The sequence below is a fragment of the Aquicoccus porphyridii genome (assembly GCF_008369105.1).
GTDB lineage: Bacteria > Pseudomonadota > Alphaproteobacteria > Rhodobacterales > Rhodobacteraceae > Aquicoccus > Aquicoccus porphyridii.
Window position 1 is genome coordinate 1 of sequence record NZ_VINQ01000012.1, and the last position, 15,236, is coordinate 15,236.

The following is a 15,236-nucleotide window of genomic DNA, read 5'->3' on the forward strand; positions in this document are numbered from 1 at the left end:
GTCCACTCCAGCACGTGCGCTGAGCGTCCGCTTTGTTCCCGCACTGCCGTCGTTCATGTTCCGGAAATGCTGCAGGATGCACCAACGGCAGCTTCGACGGGCCGCGCCGCAGCGTCACAAAGGCTTGGCGAGTGACTGCAGTGGGCCGTTACCCGTCATCTTCGATCCATACAGGGCGACGGACCCCACTTGCTTGAGGTGCTTTCGGTTCACCGTCTCCCTCACGTGCCCAGAATCCTGATTTGCGGAGATGTGCTGTTTTGAGCTTGGCAAGATAGGTTGCGTGGTTGACCATTCCGCGTGGGTGGATTTGGTCCGCTTCGCCCGCCAGCAGGTCGAGTTTCCCGAGGTATTTTGCGCCGTGCCCATAGGCCTTGGAGCGTGCGCGGTCGAGGATGTTGTCCAGAAGGGCTCGGTAGAGGATCGTCGCCGCCAGCGGATGATCGTATTCCAGAAGGTCCGCAACTTTAGGAAGGATGTGCCAGTCACCTCCATCCCATCGGTGGGGGTGCATCGTGATCAGTTTTGCCGCCAAATCAAGTCGTGGCCAGTCCAGGAAGAATTGCAGTGCCACTTCGGCTTCTGACTTTTCCAACGCAAAGGCATGAGCGCGGCCTTCGGCCTCTATATCCTCGAAGTCCGGCAGCTGTTTCATATACTCCCACAGGATGCCGGCGGACAGACGCGCCTCGAAACAGCGCCATCGCAGGGCCTGTGTGGCCGACCTGTCGCCGGTGGCGTCCAAGATGCGCGCCTCCAGACTGACCCGTTCTGGCGACAGGCCATCATCAGCTTCGCCAAAGGTACGCCGCCCGGGCTTGCGCACCCACTCCAGCGCCTCGGCGTTGCGACCGATATCCAGAAGTTGTGCAGCGATCCCCAGCGTATCCTGCATATGCGGCTTCTTCTTGAGTTCCAGCGCGATGAGCAGATCGAGATCCCCCCGCGCCGAGGCGAGGATCTGACACATTGCAGCCCATTGCGAAGTCATGGAGTAGAACCAGCCATCCGATTTGCGCGCCGCTTCTTCGGCTTTCCTCTAGGCTGCGTGTGGGAGGTAAGGCTCGTTTCGGGTCAATACAGCCCAGACGATCCGTGCGGTCTTGTTCGCCATGGCGACGGTAGCGACACGGGCAGGTTTGCGTTCAAGCAGTGACGTCAGCCACTTGCTGGCGCGTTCGGGATGCGACCGCTTTTGTCGAACCAGGGACGTCATGCCGACGACCAGAAGTTGTCTGAGGTACTGATCGCCCATCTTCGTGATCCGCCCCAGCTTCTCCTTTCCGCCGCTGGATTTGTTCGCAGGCGTCAGACCCAATCACGCGGCAAACTCGCGCCCGTTGCTGAACTGATGCCCGTCGCCAATGTTGGCGATGATGGCAGAGGCTGTCACAACACCGACGCCGGGTATCGTGCGCAGCAGGCGCACACGCTCATCCTCTTTGGCAACCTGCTTCAAACGATCCTCGTACCATCGGACCCGAGCGTGCAGCGGAATGAGTTGTTCACAAAGGTTATGGATCACTTATTTGGCGATATCAGGCAGGTCCAAAACCTTCCCAGCCAGAATGTCCTCGGCAAAACCGATGACCCGAGCGAAGCCCCGTGCGATGTAGATGCCAAACTCGGCGAGTATGCCTTGCAATCCGTTAATCAACTGCGTGCGCTGGCGAACGAGAAGATCCCGAGCGCGGTGTATGGATAGCAGCGCTTGTTGATCAACCGTCTTGATCGCCACAAACCGCATCGTCGGACGCGTCACTGCCTCGCAGATGGCCTCTGCATCGATGGCATCCGATTTGCCCCGCTTCACATATGGCTTGACGTACATCGGAGGAATGAGCCGAACTTCTTGGCCCATTGCCGACAGCTCACGCGCCCAATGATGTGCGCTGCTGCAAGACTCCATACCGATCAGACACAGCTCAAGCTTCCCGAAGAACGTCAGAACCTGTGCCCGTCTCAAAGGTTTGTTGAAGGCGACTTCTTCGTCCCGAGTAATTCCGTGAACTTGAAAAACGTTCTTGGCCAGATCGAGGCCGATTGTGGTAACTTGTATGGGGTGGCTCCTCTCATAAGCAGCTATCGACACCTGCATTATGGCGCATTGCGACGCCGGTTGAAGCAGGAGCCATCCACCCCATCAGGAATGGGCCGATTGCCGTTATCCGGCCATCGAAAATGCTGCCGAATGCACGAAGGGCAGGAATGCGAAAGCTGCCCTGCGGCGTGGCATGACTTGCTGAATGGCTCCTGTAGGTCAATCACATCTCGAAGGCCCATCACGGTTTACAACTTTGCAGCGTCAGGTATCCTTGCGCATCCGGACACCTGCGCCGCCCCCATTCTCTGCGATAAACTCGACCCCGGCGGATTCGAGAGCAGCGCGGAGTGCGGCGATGGTGCGTGAATAGGGGGAACTCTGTCCCATCTCAAAGCCCGCAATGGTGCGCTTTGCAACGCCCGTGACGCCGGCGAGATCGCCTTGGGACATGGCCAGCATTGCACGGGCGGCGCGGCATTGTTCAGGCGTCATAATTTCACCTTGCACTTTTGATGCAGTTTGCGCTATTGGTGCAATGTTGCACCGGTAATGTAGTACCACAAAAGGAAACGAAGACAATGACGAACATTCCCGACCACGTCCGCCGGAATCACGAAAGAACTTCCGAGAGGCTAGACGAGGCGCGCGCAATGCTGCGCGCCGTCGAGCAGATGGCGGAGGCTGCAAGGCTACCCAACTCGCCCGAAACTGAAAGTATGTTTGTTCTGATTACTGCTACGCAAGACCGTTTGTTCGAGGTTGACCAGGCTCACGTTCTCGAATGGGTGGGGCACGGCGGCAAGACGGCCGAGATGATGCTCGACGAACCTGATGTCGAAGACGGTGAGGCCGAGGACGTCAAGCACTGAGCAAATATCAGGATTCATGCGAGTCAGCTGCACCATAGCCGCAGACACGCCGGAAGATTCCTGAGAGCAATGCGCGCCGAATCCGAGTGACGCCTTAAACATATTGGAGAGGACCGGGCGGGATTCGCCCGGTCTTGTCTATAGATACAGAATTTAGTGACAAATCCGGTGACAAGAGCGGGGTCGGCCCCAAAAGACCGATTCGGACATTTCCTAAGCTCTTGTTTTATACAAAATTTTGGCTCCGGCGGTAGGGATCGAACCTACGACCAATTGATTAACAGTCAACTGCTCTACCGCTGAGCTACGCCGGAACTTGGCGGTTCAGATAGCAAAGCCCGACGCGCGCGTCCAGAGGGTTTGACGACAAAAATCAAGCCGTTTGCCGATCGGGTTCACGAAATCCGGAAAAGCTGTTGATCCGGGCGTTTCTGGCCGGTTGCTGGCGACACTCGCCGCCTGCAATCCGTTGATCGCACGAACACGATTGGACCGTCGATGCTCTGCAATGTGATCCCGATTGACGCGTGGACCGCATCCCAACGATATCGAGGCGATCAGCTCCGCAGGCGTCAAGCCATGGGCGGGCATACGCACACACGCCCGAACCCCACCGCTCACGCCTCCGACACGCCACGCCGGAACCGGTCGACGAAACGCTCGCGCGCTTCGGGCAGGGGTTTGTGCAACAGTTCGGCCGCCAGTTTCTCGCGCAGGAAATATCCGGTCACGTCAAACCCCTGCAAGATCTCCGCATCCGGCACATCGCCCTGCCCCAACAGGCATTGCGGCAGAGGCAAGAGCCGATCCACCCACTCGCCTGCCCCCGCGCGCGATACCGCCCGGCCGGTCCGGGGCGACACGAATTCAAGCCCCTCACGCGCGCCCGTCACCGCGCAGACGGACAGGTCGAGGCCGAACCCCATCTCCTCCAGCAGCGCCAGTTCCCAGTGCAGATAGGCCAGCGGCCACAGGTCATCCTGCCCCAGAAGGTCAAGCAACTGTTCGCTGCGCCGATACATCGCCCCATGCGCCTCGCGCTCGGGCAGCGAGAACAGCAACAACCCCACGACCGCGTTGAGTCCCGCCAGCGACAGGCGCGAGCCCATCACCGCCGCCGCCCGCGAGCGCACCGGCTCGACCGTGAAACTGCCGATGTGATCCTCAAGCCGCGCGCGCCATGTCACGTCAAGCTGCGCACCCGGCTGCAATACGGGCGCGATCTTGCGGCTGGTGCCGCCCCGCACCACGCCCGCGTGACGGCCATGGGTCTCGGTGAACATCTCGATGATGGCGCTGGTCTCGCCATGCCGCCGCACGTTCAGCAATATGCCCTGATCCCGCCATTCCATGCGCCGCAGCTTATCGCCGGGGCGGAACGGCGAACATCACTTTTTCACCACGCCCTCGGCCACCCACTGATCGAAAATCGCCAGCGCCGCGTCGCTGAAGTCCGCGTCGTTGATATGCGCCTCCAGCCGGTGCAGCGCGACGTTCTGCGGACAGGCCGTCCCGATCTCGTCACAGAACGCCACCAGCCCTTCGGCATCGTGCAAATCGGCCCCTTCCCGGTCCCATTCATTGCACCCTTCAAGCGGCAAGAGGAACGCCACCGGCGCCTTGGCATCCGCCAGCTTTCCACAGATCGCGCGCGCCACCTCGCGCCGCTCGTCGGGATCGAGCACCGCCGAGGTCAGAAGCCGGTTATGCGCATGCGTCTCGCGATCCTTGAGGCGCTCGGGCGCCGCCTGCCAGCCGACGAAATCAACGAGATCATAACACCCCGGCGCGACAAGCTGCGGAATACCGCGCGCACCCGCATTGCTCATCCGGTCCGGCCCCGCCGAAATCCCCGATCCGAAAAGATGGTTGCCCACCTCCTGCGGCGCGAAATCGAAGACACAGGCAAAGGCCCCCTCGGCGGCCAGCCCCTCGAAGGCCCGCCCGCCCATGCCGGTGGCATGGAACACCGCCACCTCGAACCCGCGCTCCTCCAGCGCCGGCTTGAGGCGCACCATGTAGCGCAGCACCGTCTTGCCAAAGCTTGTCATCCCGATCAGCGGCTTGTCGCGCCGGGGCGCCTCGACCGCGCGCGCGGCACCCAGAACCGCCCCGGCGGCCTGGCTAAGCGAGGATTTGCAGACCGAGTTCAAGCCATAAAGCCCGCCCGCCCACAGGATCATCTGGATATCCGGCGCCAGCCGCTCGGGCGGCAGCATCGCGGAAAACGACACGGTCGAGACCACGTATTTCGGCACACCCAGCGGCAACGCCGCGCAAAGGTCGAGCGCCAGATCGGTCCCCATCGTTCCGCCCAGCACGATCACCCCGTCGATCTTCCCCTCGCGGTAAAGCCGCAGCGCCAGCGCCGCCGCCCCTTCGGCCATGATCTGCATCGCGTGGTTCTCATCGCCCGAATCGATCGCCGCCTGGATGCTCGATCCGCCCGCCTCGGCCACCTCATGCTTGGAATGATCCGTCGGCACACTCGGGTCGCCCAGCACGCTCACATCCATGCTGCGCACCTTGCCACCCTGTCCGCGAATGCAATCGCTCAGGTAATTCAACTCGTCATCCTTGGTGTCATAGGTGCCCACCACCAGGATCGTCTTGTCATCGGCCATGCGTCATCCTCCCATCCTGTCGAGCCAGCGCCACGCGCTGCGCAATGCCGTCGCAACCGCGCGTTCCGACCGCTCCGCCGCCCCCGGCTCGTCCAGCCGCTCGGCGATCCAGCCGGGATAGGTCAGCGCGCGCAACAGCAGGAAAAGATCGAGATCGGCCGCCTTCACCCGCCGCCGCGCGGCATACCCGTCGCAAAGCGCCGCGCGCAGATCGGTGTAATCCGGCACATCCTCAAAGCGCAGAAGAAAGGTCGCCAGTTCGAAATCGCGAAAGCCGAAGCCCCCATCGTCAAAGTCGATGAGATAGATCCGCCCGCCATCCCACAGCATGTTCTCGCTCAGAAGGTCGGCATGGATCAGCCCGTAATCGGCATCACGCTCGACACGCGACAGCACGTCATCCGCCGCCACCCGCACGCGGCCCAGCAGCGCACGTTCCGACGCATCGAGATGCGGATGCTCCCAAAACCGCCCCCAGAGCGGCGCCTCGCCCAGAAGGCCGGGCCGATCCCACGCGGGCCGGGTGAACCCCTCGGGCCGCGCCCAAGCGTCCGAAATGTCGTGCAACCGCGCCATCGCCACGCCCAGCGCGTGACAGAATCCGGGCCGGTCCTCGACGCCCTGCAATTCGCCCGCGCGGCCCAGCGCCGCCCCCGGCACCCAGCTCAGAACATCGACCTGGTGCCCCGCCACCTCGACCATGAACCGCCCGTCGCGCGTGGCCAGCGGCTCGGGCACATCAAGGCCCCCGCCCGCCAGCACCGCCATCCATTGCAGTTCCGCGTCAAGCTCCGCATCGCTGCGATAGCCGGGCCGGTGCAGCCGCAGCGCATAATCGCCCGCGGGCGCGGACACGCGGTAAACCACGTTCTCGCGCCGCGCCGCCAGCGCGATCTCCGCACCCTCCAGCCCCCAATGCCGGGCCGCCTCTTGTGCAATCTCAAGCAAGCGGCACCTCGCCCAACGCCTCGTCCACCGCCTTCAGCATCCGGTCGGCATCGTCGCGCGAGAACACCATCGGCGGGCGCATCTTCAGCACGTTGTAATGCACGCCAAGGAAATTCATCAAAACCCCCTTGTGACGCAGCGCATTGGCCACGTTTTTCGTGAACGCGGTCGCCGGGGTCTTGGCTTCCCGATCCAGCACCAGTTCGGCCCCGAAGAACAGCCCCGATCCGCGCACATCCCCGATACAGTCATGCCGCGCGGCCAGCTCGCGCAGCCCCTCGCGCGCGTAATCCCCCACGACACGCGCATTCTCCTGCAACCCTTCCTCGCGGATCACGTCCAGCGTGGCCTGCGCCGCCGCCATGCTCACCGGGTTGCCGCCGAAAGTGTTGAAGTACCGGAACGTGTCGCGAAACGCTTCCATCACCTTGCGGCTTGTCACCACCCCGGCGACCGGGTGGCCATTGCCCATCGGCTTGCCCATGGTCACGATGTCGGGCAGGAACCCGGCTTTCTCGTGGCCCCAGAAATGCGTGCCGAGCCGCCCGAAACCGGGCTGCACCTCGTCGGCGATGATCACCCCGCCCGCCTTTCGCACCGCTTCGATCGCGGGGGTCAGCCACCCCTCGGGCAGATCGGGAAAGCCCTCGTTGGCAAAGAACGGGCAGATGATCAACGCGGCCAGCCCATGCCCCTTTTCCTCCAGCCGCCGGATCGCCGCCTCGACATGCCCGGCCCAGTCCTGCGCCGATACCGGCCGGTAACTGTCGGGCGCCGGCACGAACTCCACGCTGTCCCAGCGGTTCGGCGGCGGGTTGGTGCAACTCAACTGGCTCACCGCGTCGGTGTTGCCGTGATAGGTGTGATCGGTCGCGATCACCCCCGCATTTCCCGTCACCGCCCGCGCCATGCGCAGCGCGATATCGTTGGCCTCCGACCCGGTGCAGGTCACCATCATCGACTTCAGCGGATCGGCGAACGTGCCGGTCAGGTCCTCGGCATAATCCACGATCCCCTCATGCAGGTATCGCGTATGGGTGTTGAGCATCCCGGCCTGCCGACAGATCGCCTCGACCACCTTGGGGTGGCAATGGCCCACATGCGGCACGTTGTTATAGCAATCGAGATATTCGCGCCCCTCCACATCCCAAAGCTTGGTGCCCAGCCCCCGCACAAGGTGCACGGGCTCGTCATAGAATGTGGTCATGCGCGGGCCCAAAAGGCGCTCGCGGCGGTCAAGAAGAGTTTCGCTCACAACTGTATCCATGCTGTCTTGAGGTCCAGATACTTGTCTATCGCATGAAGCGACTTGTCATGGCCATTGCCCGATTGCTTGACGCCGCCCAAGGGCACGGTGTTGTCGGACCCGCCATAGGTGTTCACATGCACGATGCCCGCGCGAATGCCCCGCACCATGCGATGCGCCCGGCCGAGGTTCCCGGTCCAGACCCCGGCCGCCAGCCCGTAATCGGTCGCATTGGCCAGCGCGATTGCCTCCTCATCGCCGTCGAACGCGGTGACGGCCAGCACCGGGCCAAACACTTCCTCTCGGAACACCCGGTTGTCGGGCGCCACCCCGGTCAGAACCGTCGGCTCCATGTAATAGCCCCCCGTGCTTTCAAGAATGCGCCCACCGCCAAGGGCGATCTCGGCCCCCTGCGCCGTCGCATCGGCCACGAAGCCGAGGTTCCCCTCCAACTGGTCGAGCGAATTGATCGCCCCCACCTGGCTGCCAAGGTCGAGCGGATCACCCACCCTGAGCGCCCCGGCATGGCGCGACAGCGCCGCGACGAAGTCGTCATGGATCGAGCGTTCCACCAGTAGGCGCGACCCGGCCACGCAGACCTGCCCGGAATTGCGGAAAATCCCCATCGCCGAAACCGCCGCCGCCTTTTCAAGGTCCGGCGCATCGGCAAAGACGACATTGGGGCTCTTCCCGCCCAGTTCGAGGTAAACCCGCTTGAGGTTCGAACGCGCGGAATATTCGAGCAAGCGTCGCCCCGTCGCCCCCGATCCGGTGAACACCAGCACATCCACATCCATCGACAGCGCCAGCGCCTCACCGGCAACGCTGCCCTGCCCCGTCACCACGTTCAGAACACCATCGGGCAGGCCCGCCTCCATGCAGTATTCGGCGAGTTTCAACAGCGAGAGCGAGGCCGTCTCGGCCGGTTTCAACACCACCGAATTGCCCGTGGCCAGCGCGGGCGCGAGTTTCCACGCCCCGATCATCAGCGGGAAGTTCCATGGCACGATCGCACCCACGACGCCCACCGGCTCGCGATGCACGAGACCCAGCACGTCCTCGGCGGTCGGTGCCACCTCGCCATAGATCTTGTCCACCGCCTCGGCGTAGTAGCGGAACGTGCCCGCCGCCGATCCGGCCTCGGCCTTCAACGCCATGTTGAACTCGGTGCCGTTGTCGCGCACGCCCAGCACGGTCAATTCCAGCGCGCGTTCCTCGATGATGTCGGCAATGCGGTGCAGCACCCGCTTGCGCTCGGCCGGTGCGGCGCGCGACCAGCGCCCGTCATCGAACGCCCGCCGCGCCGCCGCGACGGCCCGGTCCACATCCTGCGCGTTCGCCCGCTCTAGCGTGGTGAACGCGGCCCCGTCGATCGGGGAACATACTTCGAGCGTTTCTCCCGAACCTTCTTGCCACGCTCCGTCGACAAGTAATCTCTGCGGCGGAACATCTGCATTCCGAAGCGCGTCGATCTTTTCCTGGCTGACCATTTGGCCTCCTTCAGTTTGCGGCGCTCAGACAGCACATAGCGAATGTGCAGCGCCAGAACGCCGAGGATCATCAAAAACAGGATCATCGCGATGGGCCGGTCGATGAAATCAAGCGGCGTCTTCACCCGCGCCATGCCCGCGCGCAGCTTGACCTCCATGATCCCGCCCAGAACCATGCCAAGAATGATCGGCACGGCAGGCAACGAAAGCCGCTTGAGCACGAAACCGAACACCCCGAAACAGGCCGCGATCAGGCAATCGGTGAACGAGTTGCGCAAGCTGTAGACGCCCACGAACGACAGTGTCAGGATCGCAACCCCAAGGAACCGGTTGGGGATCTTCACCACCTTGACCAGATGCCCGGTGGCCGACAGCAGGAAGATCAGCACCAGCACGTTGAGCACCAGAAGCGCAAGGTAAAGCGCCACCACGAAGGGCATGTCATTCTGGAAAAGCTGCGGCCCCGGCACCACGTTATGCACGTAAAACACCGACAGCATCATCGCGGTCAGCGCCTCGCCCGGAATGCCCAGCGCCAGAAGCGGCACCATGGCGGCGGCAGGCACCGCGTTGTTCGACGTCTCCGCCGCAATGAGCCCCTCGCTCGACCCGTGGCCGAAATCCTCGGGGCGTTTGCTGCTGCGTTGCGCATAGGTATAGCTCATGAATTGCGCGGTGAACTCGCCCACGCCGGGGATCATCCCCATCACCACCCCGAAACTGCCCGCCACACCGGCCACGCGCGGATGGCGCGAAAGCTCGCGCAGGCCCTGGAACAGCCCCCCGCGCAGCGGGGTAAGGCGCACCTTTTCATCGTCGCCCTGTAGCAGGTAAAACGCTTGGGAAAGCGCGAACAGCCCCAGCACCACCACGATCAGGTCCACCCCCGACGAAAGCCAGCTTTGATCGAAGGTATAGCGCTTCGAATACTTGACCGGCTCAAGCCCCACGGTGTTGAGGAATACCCCGAAAAACGCCAGCGCCGCGGCGATCAACGTCTGCCCGCGATGCGCGATCACCACGAGGATGAGACCCAGAAGCGCGGCAAGGAAAATCTCGCGGCTGCCGAACATCGGCGCGATCCGGGCCAGCACCGGCGCGAACAGGATCAGGCAGACCACCGAGAACACACCGCCAAAGAACGACGCCGAATAGGCAAGGCTCAGCGCCCGCCGCGCCTCGCCCCGCGCGGTCATCGGGAACCCGTCATAGGTGGTCAGCGCATTGACCGCCGTGCCGGGCGTGTTGATCAGGATGGCGGGAATCGCGCCGCCATACATCGAACTCCCATAGATACCCAGAAGCACGGTCAGCCCGACAATCGGCTCCATGCTGAAGGTCGCGGGCAACAGGATGGCAATCGCCACCGCCGGCCCCACCCCCGGGATCGCCCCGATCAGGACACCGCCCACCGATCCGACCAGGAGCGCCAGGACCACGTCCCAGCGCGCCAGGATCTCCGCGGCTGATACCAAAAGCTCCATGCCCGCCTCAGAAATTCAGGATCAGGAACGAGCGCAGCGCGCCCGGCAGATATTCATAGACCGCCCCGCCGGGAATGCGCACCTGCAGGAAGGTCTTGAACACGATCACCACGGCCACGGCGAACCCCGCCGAAATCCACAGCATCCGCGGGCCGCGATACCCCACCCGCCAGGCCAGCAGCGGCACGAAGATCAACGTGCTCGGCAGGTATCCCAGCACCGGCACGACCATCACGTAAGCCAGGAACCACAACACCCATTCAAGCGCGAAAAACCAGATCCGCCATTCCACGAGGTCGGCATGACGCAACCTCTTGCGCGGCAAGGCCCACAAATGCAGCAGCCCGAACAGAACCATGCCGCCCACCGCCACCGCCGGCCAGAACCGCGGCTGCGCGAAAAGCTGCGTGCCCTTGGCCCACCGCGTCTCGTTGCCAAGCTGGCTGAGCAGCAGAAGCGACGCGACCACGAAGATGATCGCAAACAGACTCTGCCCCCGGACCGGTCCCTTGAACCGGCGTTCTTCCTCGGTCATTCCGCCGCCTCCCGGCTCGCGCTTACGCGACGGCCGGGCGGATCACCCGCCCGGCCACGTTCGATCATTCAAGGATGCTTTCGATCCGTCCGACCGTCTCGATATCCTGCGCGACCCGCGCCGCGCTCTCTTCCGGCCCCTGCCAATAGACCAGTGCACCGGTCTCCTTGGCCACGGCCTGCGCCCGGTCGCTCATCGCGGTTTTCTGGGCGACGGCGATGATCTTCTCGCGCACGTCCTGCGGCGTGTCCTTGTGCACGAAAAGCCCGTTCCACAGCGCGATGTCGAGCGTTTCATCGACCTCGCCCGCCGTCGGCGCATCGGGCACCAGCGGGATGCGCTCATCGGTGATCGACACCAGCACCTTGATATCGTCAAGGCACGGCAGGATGAGTTGCAGCGTGGTGTTGATCACATCCGCATCTCCGCTCGCCAGCGTGTTGCAATCGAGCGCATCAAACGCCGCGTCGCTGCCCCATTCGAAATCCATGTTCGCGGCCAGCGCCTTGGTCACCTGCGTCGGCGTCAGAACATCGCCGAAATGGCCCAGCGCCACGTCGTTCTCGCTCGCATGCGCGGCCAGTTCCTCCATCGTTGAATAGGGCGCATCGGCCGACGTGGCGATCACGAACGGATAGGTCAGGAAAATCCCCAGCGGGTCGAATTGCGCGGGCGTCAGGTCGTCGATCCCGATCTGGTGACCAACCACCGGCACCCCGATCACGAAAGACCCGATCGTGTAACCATCGGCAGGCGCATTCGCGACCTCGATCGCACCGGGAAATGGCCCGCCACCGCCGCCGGGCTTGTTCACCACGGCCGCGGCCACGCCATATTCAGCCTGGAAATCCTCGGCGATCATCCGCGTGAGCACGTCTTCAAGGTCGCCCGGCGGCCACGGCACGACAAAGCTCACCGGTTTTTCGGGATAATCCGCCAGCGCGGCCCCGCCCATTGCGGCCATGGCAAGCGCAAGCGTCCCGCCCAGAATGTTGCGTGTCATCATCAGAATATCTCCCTGTGTTTCGAACTTTATATCGGTTCATTATTCAAACCGTTGGTTCTAAAATAGATTGACAGACCGCGCCCGAGTCTGTCAACACTTTTAACAAGTGAACAGAAATCGCTGCCTCCAGGCAACCGAAAACAACTGCGAAAGACACGCCGACACCGATGGGAACCGTCGCCAAAGCCTTGTCCCTGCTGGACCTTTTCAATCGCTCGCGCAGCACCATCGGGCTGAGCGAACTGGCCCGCCTGTCCGGGCTGAACAAGGCGACGGTGCACCGGCTGCTCACCGAATTGCAGACGCAGGGATTCGTCGAACAAACCGGATCGGCGCGCGAATACCGCCTCGGTCCCGCCTTCCTGCGCCTCGCCGCCCTGCGCGAGGCCGCCGTCCCGATGCGCGATCTGGCCCAGACGGTGCTGGCCGATCTCAGTGCCGCAACGCATGAGACAACCCATGTCTCGCTCAAACAGGGCGACACGCTCGTCACGCTCACCTATGCCTATGCGCCGCTCCATGGCACCCGCGTCACGATGGAAGACGCCGCGCGCCTGACCTTTCACAACACGGCCTCGGGCCTTGCGGTGCTGGCCTTTTCACCGCCCGATTTCACCGACGCGATGCTCGCCCCCCCGCTGGAAAGGCGCACCTCGCTCACCGTCACCGACCCGGCCAAGATCCGCGCCACGCTGGCCCATGTGCGCGAAACCGGCATGTCGCAATGCATCGGCGGGTTCGAGGATGACGTTCATTCCCACGCCATGCCCCTTTTTGACTCCGAAACCCGGGTGATCGGCGCCATCGCCGTCGCCGCCCCCTCGGCCCGCATGACACCCGAGCATCGGACCCTGATCCGCCGCGCCCTGCGCCATCACGGGCTGCGGCTCACCCGCCTGATGGGCGGCTTTCTGCCCGACGGTTTCCAACGCGAGGAGGCAGCATGACCGACACCCCCACCGACCGTGCCCTGATCCTCGATTTCGGCGGGGTGATCTCGCGCACGCTCTTTGAAACCCATGATCTGACCGAACGCGCCCTCGGCCTCGGCCCCGGCACGCTCACATGGTTCGGCCCGTTCCATCCCGAAAGCGACGGGCTCTGGCAGGCGATGCAGGCCGGGCGCATCTCGGAACGCGACTACTGGACGGAACGCACCCGCGAAGTCGGCGCCCTCGTCGGCGAACACTGGAGCGAGATGCAACAATTCGTCCGCGCCGCCCGTGGCGCCGATCCCGACGCGGTGATCCGCCCCGAATTTCGCGAAACGCTCGCCATCTGCAAGGCGGCGGGCATCCGTCTCGCCATTCTCTCCAACGAGCTTGACCTCTTCTACGGTGCCGATTTCCGCGAGAAGCTGCCCTTTCTCGCGGATTTCGAAATCATCGTCGACGCCACCCATACCGGCATCCTCAAACCCGACCCGCGCGCCTACAGCGCCGTGCTCGACGCGCTCGCCCTGCCCGCCGCGAACTGCGTGTTTGTCGATGACCAGAAACGCAACATCGCGGGCGCACGCGAGATCGGGCTGCAAACGGTCCATTTCGACGTCGCCCGCCCGGGCCCCAGCTATGCCGAGGCGCTCCGCCTTCTCGGCCTGCAATGAAAGGATAAGACATGAAAGACGGCAATTTCCTCAAGGAAAAGAACGCGCGTTCCCTCTGGCACCCGATGGCGCATCCCGCCGACAGCCTCGCCAACCCGCCGACCATCGTGACCGATGCGGCGGGCGTCACCATCACCGATGTCGACGGTCACACCGTTGTCGATGGCGTGGGCGGGCTCTGGAACGTCAATCTCGGGTTCTCCTGCCAGCCGGTCAAGGACGCGATCTCGGGCCAGCTCGACCGCCTGCCCTATTACTCGATCTTTCGCGGCACCACCAATGACGCGGTGATCGAACTGGCCGAAGAGCTGCGCGATTTCTTCGCCCCTGACGGCCTCACCCGCGCCTTCTATACCTCGGGCGGCAGTGACTCGGTCGAAACCGCCCTGCGCCTTGCCCGCCAATACCACAAGATTCGTGGCGAGGGTGGGCGCACCAAGTATCTCAGCCTGAAAAAGGGCTATCACGGCACCCATTTCGGCGGCGCCTCGGTCAATGGCAACGCCAATTTCCGCACCGCTTACGAACCGCTCCTGCCCGGCTGTTTCCACATCCCCGCGCCCTACACCTATCGCAATCCCTTCGATGAGACCGACCCCGAGAAGCTGGCCCAGCTCTGCCTCGCCGCGCTCGAAGACGAGATCGCCTTTCAGGGCGCAGGCACCATCGCCGCCCTGATCATGGAACCGGTACTCGGCGCGGGCGGCGTCATCCCGCCGCACGCATCCTTCATGCCCGGCGTGCGCGAAATCTGTTCGCGCCACGGCATCCTGCTGATCGCGGATGAGGTCATCACCGCCTTCGGTCGCACCGGAAGCTGGACCGGGTCGCGCCACTGGGGCGTGCAGCCTGATTTCGCTTGCACCGCCAAGGCCATCACCAACGGCTATTTCCCCTTCGGCGCGGTAATGATCGCCGAACACGTCGCCGAAACCTTCGAAAAGGACGAGACCGGCCGCGCCGCCATCGGCCATGGCTACACCTATTCCGGCCACCCGGTCGGCGCCGCGGCCGCCCTCGCCTGCCTCGCCGAGACCAAGCGCCTCAAGGTCAACGAAAACGCCGCCGCGCGGGGCCGCGAACTGCATGACGGATTGCTGGCGCTTCAGGGTAAATACGAGGTCATCGGCGATGTGCGCGGTGGTCACGGGTTGATGTGCGCGATGGAACTGGTGTCCGACCGCAACACCAAGGCCCCGATCGACAAGAAGGCCATCGGCGCGGTGCAAGAGGAAACCTATCGCGCGGGTGCCATGGTGCGCGTCTCGGGCCCCAACATCATCCTCTCGCCGCCCCTGGTGCTCACCTCCGAGGACGTCCAGACCATCCTCTCGGCGCTCGATGCGGGGTTCGCGGCACTCGCCTGAGGGTTTGGCACGAAGGG

At 63.6% G+C, this 15,236-nt stretch carries 14 protein-coding genes, 1 tRNA gene and 1 pseudogene; 4 read left to right on the top strand and 12 right to left on the bottom strand.

The genetic code is table 11. The features are described from left to right. Positions 1 to 148: 148 nt before the first annotated feature. From FLO80_RS14540 to FLO80_RS14550, 3 genes and pseudogenes are all read right to left on the bottom strand, one after another. Positions 149 to 970: a DUF6880 family protein gene (locus FLO80_RS14540; protein WP_111362416.1), complete on the bottom strand. Its 822-nt coding sequence runs from the start codon at positions 968 to 970 to the stop codon at positions 149 to 151. 69 nt (positions 971 to 1,039) lie between these two features. Continuing rightward, a pseudogene (locus tag FLO80_RS14545) lies at positions 1,040 to 2,059 on the bottom strand (IS110 family RNA-guided transposase). A gap of 246 nt (positions 2,060 to 2,305) precedes the next feature. Next, complete coding sequence (locus tag FLO80_RS14550; protein WP_111362417.1) at positions 2,306 to 2,536, bottom strand: helix-turn-helix domain-containing protein; 231 nt, start codon at positions 2,534 to 2,536, stop codon at positions 2,306 to 2,308. A gap of 86 nt (positions 2,537 to 2,622) precedes the next feature. Here FLO80_RS14550 and FLO80_RS14555 point away from each other — a divergent pair, with 86 nt between their 5' ends. Continuing rightward, the gene (locus tag FLO80_RS14555; RefSeq protein WP_111362418.1) at positions 2,623 to 2,913 is read left to right on the top strand and encodes a hypothetical protein; all 291 of its coding nucleotides are present in this window, start codon (positions 2,623 to 2,625) and stop codon (positions 2,911 to 2,913) included. Positions 2,914 to 3,152: 239 nt separating this feature from the next. On the opposite strand, the gene FLO80_RS14560 is transcribed toward FLO80_RS14555, so the two are convergent. From FLO80_RS14560 to FLO80_RS14605, 9 genes are all read right to left on the bottom strand, one after another. Continuing rightward, positions 3,153 to 3,227 (bottom strand) — tRNA-Asn (locus FLO80_RS14560). A 303-nt stretch (positions 3,228 to 3,530) separates the two neighbouring features. After that, positions 3,531 to 4,265 carry a DNA repair protein RecO gene (gene recO, locus FLO80_RS14570; protein WP_111362419.1) on the bottom strand — a complete coding sequence of 245 codons (735 nt, stop codon included), beginning with the start codon at positions 4,263 to 4,265 and terminating at the stop codon, positions 3,531 to 3,533. A gap of 36 nt (positions 4,266 to 4,301) precedes the next feature. Continuing rightward, positions 4,302 to 5,537, bottom strand: coding sequence for a Tm-1-like ATP-binding domain-containing protein (locus FLO80_RS14575; protein WP_111362420.1), 1,236 nt, complete (start codon positions 5,535 to 5,537; stop codon positions 4,302 to 4,304). A 3-nt stretch (positions 5,538 to 5,540) separates the two neighbouring features. Beyond that, positions 5,541 to 6,485, bottom strand: a complete 945-nt coding sequence (locus FLO80_RS14580; protein ID WP_111362421.1) for a phosphotransferase enzyme family protein — start codon at positions 6,483 to 6,485, stop codon at positions 5,541 to 5,543. Beyond that, complete coding sequence (locus FLO80_RS14585; RefSeq protein ID WP_246156697.1) at positions 6,478 to 7,692, bottom strand: aminotransferase class III-fold pyridoxal phosphate-dependent enzyme; 1,215 nt, start codon at positions 7,690 to 7,692, stop codon at positions 6,478 to 6,480. The genes FLO80_RS14580 and FLO80_RS14585 overlap by 8 nt, the downstream gene beginning before the upstream one ends. A 44-nt stretch (positions 7,693 to 7,736) precedes the next feature. Further along, entirely contained in the window at positions 7,737 to 9,104 is a 1,368-nt protein-coding gene (locus tag FLO80_RS14590) for an aldehyde dehydrogenase family protein (protein WP_111363134.1), read from the bottom strand. Further along, entirely contained in the window at positions 9,077 to 10,705 is a 1,629-nt protein-coding gene (locus tag FLO80_RS14595) for a tripartite tricarboxylate transporter permease (protein WP_111362423.1), read from the bottom strand. The genes FLO80_RS14590 and FLO80_RS14595 overlap by 28 nt, the downstream gene beginning before the upstream one ends. 7 nt (positions 10,706 to 10,712) lie before the next feature. Next, positions 10,713 to 11,240, bottom strand: a complete 528-nt coding sequence (locus FLO80_RS14600; protein WP_111362424.1) for a tripartite tricarboxylate transporter TctB family protein — start codon at positions 11,238 to 11,240, stop codon at positions 10,713 to 10,715. 64 nt (positions 11,241 to 11,304) lie between these two features. After that, entirely contained in the window at positions 11,305 to 12,246 is a 942-nt protein-coding gene (locus FLO80_RS14605) for a tripartite tricarboxylate transporter substrate-binding protein (RefSeq protein ID WP_111362425.1), read from the bottom strand. A 167-nt stretch (positions 12,247 to 12,413) separates the two neighbouring features. Here FLO80_RS14605 and FLO80_RS14610 point away from each other — a divergent pair, with 167 nt between their 5' ends. Genes FLO80_RS14610 through FLO80_RS14620 form a run of 3 tightly spaced genes read left to right on the top strand, consistent with a single transcriptional unit; the run spans position 12,414 to position 15,219 of the window. Further along, positions 12,414 to 13,193: an IclR family transcriptional regulator gene (locus FLO80_RS14610; protein ID WP_111362426.1), complete on the top strand. Its 780-nt coding sequence runs from the start codon at positions 12,414 to 12,416 to the stop codon at positions 13,191 to 13,193. After that, a complete protein-coding gene (locus FLO80_RS14615; RefSeq protein WP_111362427.1) occupies positions 13,190 to 13,852 on the top strand; it encodes an HAD-IA family hydrolase in 663 nt (220 codons plus the stop codon). The genes FLO80_RS14610 and FLO80_RS14615 overlap by 4 nt, the downstream gene beginning before the upstream one ends. A gap of 11 nt (positions 13,853 to 13,863) precedes the next feature. Further along, positions 13,864 to 15,219, top strand: a complete 1,356-nt coding sequence (locus FLO80_RS14620) for an aminotransferase class III-fold pyridoxal phosphate-dependent enzyme (RefSeq protein WP_111362428.1) — start codon at positions 13,864 to 13,866, stop codon at positions 15,217 to 15,219. The last annotated feature ends 17 nt before the right edge of the window (positions 15,220 to 15,236 follow it).

What these genes read in the sequence shown, in the direction of transcription:
- FLO80_RS14540 (WP_111362416.1), bottom strand. Translation starts at nt 970, where the DNA reads ATGTGTCAGATCCTCGCCTCGGCGCGGGGGGATCTCGATCTGCTCATC.
- FLO80_RS14550 (WP_111362417.1), bottom strand. Translation starts at nt 2,536, where the DNA reads ATGACGCCTGAACAATGCCGCGCCGCCCGTGCAATGCTGGCCATGTCC.
- FLO80_RS14555 (WP_111362418.1), top strand. Translation starts at nt 2,623, where the DNA reads ATGACGAACATTCCCGACCACGTCCGCCGGAATCACGAAAGAACTTCC.
- recO (WP_111362419.1), bottom strand. Translation starts at nt 4,265, where the DNA reads ATGGAATGGCGGGATCAGGGCATATTGCTGAACGTGCGGCGGCATGGC.
- FLO80_RS14575 (WP_111362420.1), bottom strand. Translation starts at nt 5,537, where the DNA reads ATGGCCGATGACAAGACGATCCTGGTGGTGGGCACCTATGACACCAAG.
- FLO80_RS14585 (WP_246156697.1), bottom strand. Translation starts at nt 7,692, where the DNA reads ATGACCACATTCTATGACGAGCCCGTGCACCTTGTGCGGGGGCTGGGC.
- FLO80_RS14595 (WP_111362423.1), bottom strand. Translation starts at nt 10,705, where the DNA reads ATGGAGCTTTTGGTATCAGCCGCGGAGATCCTGGCGCGCTGGGACGTG.
- FLO80_RS14600 (WP_111362424.1), bottom strand. Translation starts at nt 11,240, where the DNA reads ATGACCGAGGAAGAACGCCGGTTCAAGGGACCGGTCCGGGGGCAGAGT.
- FLO80_RS14605 (WP_111362425.1), bottom strand. Translation starts at nt 12,246, where the DNA reads ATGATGACACGCAACATTCTGGGCGGGACGCTTGCGCTTGCCATGGCC.
- FLO80_RS14610 (WP_111362426.1), top strand. Translation starts at nt 12,414, where the DNA reads ATGGGAACCGTCGCCAAAGCCTTGTCCCTGCTGGACCTTTTCAATCGC.
- FLO80_RS14615 (WP_111362427.1), top strand. Translation starts at nt 13,190, where the DNA reads ATGACCGACACCCCCACCGACCGTGCCCTGATCCTCGATTTCGGCGGG.
- FLO80_RS14620 (WP_111362428.1), top strand. Translation starts at nt 13,864, where the DNA reads ATGAAAGACGGCAATTTCCTCAAGGAAAAGAACGCGCGTTCCCTCTGG.